Genomic DNA, 2,563 nt, shown 5'->3' with positions numbered 1-2,563 from the left:
GGGTCGTCTCCTGACGGGTGGTGGAAAGTCAAGCTGACTCGTTGGCGGGCCTGAAGTTCTGGTCAATCGGGCCCGACGCAGCGCAACCCAGAAACACCGCGGAACCGGCTGTGCCAGGCCACTGGTGTTGCCCCCTGGGGGGTCGCGCGAAGCGCGGCGAGGGATTCGTGGTCAATGCGCCTTGTCCCAGTTGGGGCCGACGCCGATCTCGGCCAGCAGCGGCACCCGCAGTTCGGCCACGCCGGCCATCAGGCGCGGCACTTCGCTGCGCACCCAATCGACCTCGTCCGCGGGCACCTCGAACACCAGTTCGTCGTGCACCTGCATGATCATCTTGGTGCGGCGCTCCTGGTCGTCCAGCGCGGCCTGCACGGCCACCATGCTCATCTTGATGAGGTCGGCCGCGGTGCCCTGCATGGGCGCGTTGATGGCCTGCCGCTCGGCCGCCTTCTTGCGCGGGCCGTTGCCGCCGTTGATTTCCGGCAGGTACAGGCGGCGGCCGAAGGCGGTTTCCACGTAGCCCTTCTTCTGTGCGGAGGCCACCGTCTGCTCCATGTAGCGCTTGACGCCCTCGAAGCGCTCGAAGTAGCGCTGGATGTAGTTCTTCGCCGCCGTGTTGTCGATGCCCAGGGCCTTGGCCAGGCCGAAGGCGCTCATGCCGTAGATGAGGCCGAAGTTGATCACCTTGGCGTAGCGGCGCTGCTCGCTGCTGACCTGCTCCAGTTCCACGCCGAACACCTCGGCCGCGGTGGCGCGGTGCACGTCCTGGCCTTCCTGGAAGGCGCGCAGCAGGGCCGCGTCCTCGCTGATGTGGGCCATGATGCGCAGCTCGATCTGCGAGTAGTCGGCGCTGGCGATCACGCTGCCCGGCGGCGCCACGAAGGCCTCGCGCACGCGCCGGCCCTCGGGCGTGCGAATGGGGATGTTCTGCAGGTTCGGGTCGTTGCTGGACAGGCGCCCCGTCACGGCCACGGCCTGCGCGTAGTGCGTGTGCACGCGGCCGGTGCGCGGGTTGGCCATCTGCGCCAGCTTGTCGGTGTAGGTGCCCTTGAGCTTGGACAGGCCGCGGTGCTCCAGGATCTTGGCCGGCAGCGGGTAGTCCTCGGCGAGCTTTTCCAGCACCTCCTCGTCGGTGCTGCGCGCGCCGGTGGCGGTCTTCTTGATGACGGGCAGGCCCAGCTTGTCGAAGAAGATCTCGCCGAGCTGCTTGGGGCTGCCCAGGTTGAAGGGCTGGCCGGCGATGGCATACGCCTCCTGCTCCAGCGCCACGATGCGCTGGCCCAGTTCGTGACTCTGCGCGGCCAGCGTGGGCGCGTCGATCAGCACGCCGTTGCGCTCCACCCGGTACAGCGTTTCGCTGCTGGCCATCTCCAGCTCGTAGATGAACCTCAGCTTCTCATCGGCCTGCAGGCGCGGCCACAGCACGCGGTGCACGTCCAGGGTCTGGTCGCTGTCCTCGCAGGAATACTCGGCGGCCTTAGCCACGTCCACCTGGGCGAAGGGAATCTGGTGCGCGCCCTTGCCGCAGATGTCCTCGTAGCTGATGCCCTTGCGGCCGGTGTGGCGCTCGGCCAGGCTTTCCAGGCCGTGCGGCTTGTGCACCTCCAGCACGTAGCTTTGCAGCATGGTGTCGTGCTCGTAGCCGCGCACCTCGATGCCGTGGTTGGCGAAGACGTGGCGGTCGTACTTGACGTGCTGGCCCAGCTTGGGCCGCATGGGGTCCTCCAGCCAGGGCTTGAGCCGGGCGAGCACCTCGTCGAAGGGCAGTTGCTCGGGCGCGTCAGGGCCGGCGTGGCGCAGCGGGATGTAGGCCGCCTCGCCCGGCGTCACGCTGAAGGAGATGCCGACGATCTCGGCCACCATTTCGTCCAGCGAAGTGGTTTCCGTGTCCAGGGCGGTCAGCTCGGCCGCCTGCAGGCGCGCCAGCCAAGTGTCGAACAGGTCCCAGCTCAGGATGGTGTCGTACCTCAGCGCGGGGCGCGCTGCACCGGACGTGGGCGCGGGCGGGTCATCGAACAGGCCTTCGGTGGCACCGGGCGCCACGGCGGTCGAGCCCGGCGCCACCGGCGCCTCCTGGCCCGCCGCCGCCTTGGCGGCGAGCGACTTGAAGCCGTACTTGTCGTAGAAGGCCTGCAGGGCCTGGTGGTCGGGCTCGCCCAGGCGAACCGCGTCCAGCGCGGGCAGGCCGGGCACGAAGCCGTTCAGGTCGCAGTCGGTCTTGATGGTCAGCAACTGGCGCCCCGTGGGCAGCCAGTCCAGGGCCTTGCGCAGGTTCTCGCCGGCCACGCCCTTGATCTCGCCAGCGCGCGCCACCAGCGCGTCCAGCGAGCCGTACTCCATCAGCCACTTGGCGGCGGTCTTGGGACCCACCTTGTCCACGCCCGGCACGTTGTCCACCGCGTCGCCCACCAGGGTCTGGTAGTCGACCATCAGGTGCGCCGGCACCCCGAACTCGGCCTGCACGCCCGCGAGGTCGCGGCGCTTGCCGCTCATGGTGTCGATGATGGCGATGCGCTCGTTGACGAGCTGGGCCAGGTCCTTGTCGCCGCTGCTGACGATGACG

General features: G+C 68.9%; 1 protein-coding gene. It reads right to left on the bottom strand.

The window, feature by feature from the left end:
• Window positions 1-171: 171 nt before the first annotated feature.
• Window positions 172-2,563 (bottom strand): DNA polymerase I (polA, locus tag BGO22_RS15845; RefSeq protein WP_286851664.1); only part of this gene is annotated, 2,392 nt, incomplete at its 5' end.

It is taken from the genome of Hydrogenophaga sp. 70-12 (assembly GCF_001897365.1).
In the GTDB taxonomy this organism is placed as follows: domain Bacteria; phylum Pseudomonadota; class Gammaproteobacteria; order Burkholderiales; family Burkholderiaceae_C; genus Hydrogenophaga; species Hydrogenophaga borbori.
Note: the sequence above shows the minus strand (reverse complement) of the source record. Positions and strands in the feature narration are given on the sequence as shown.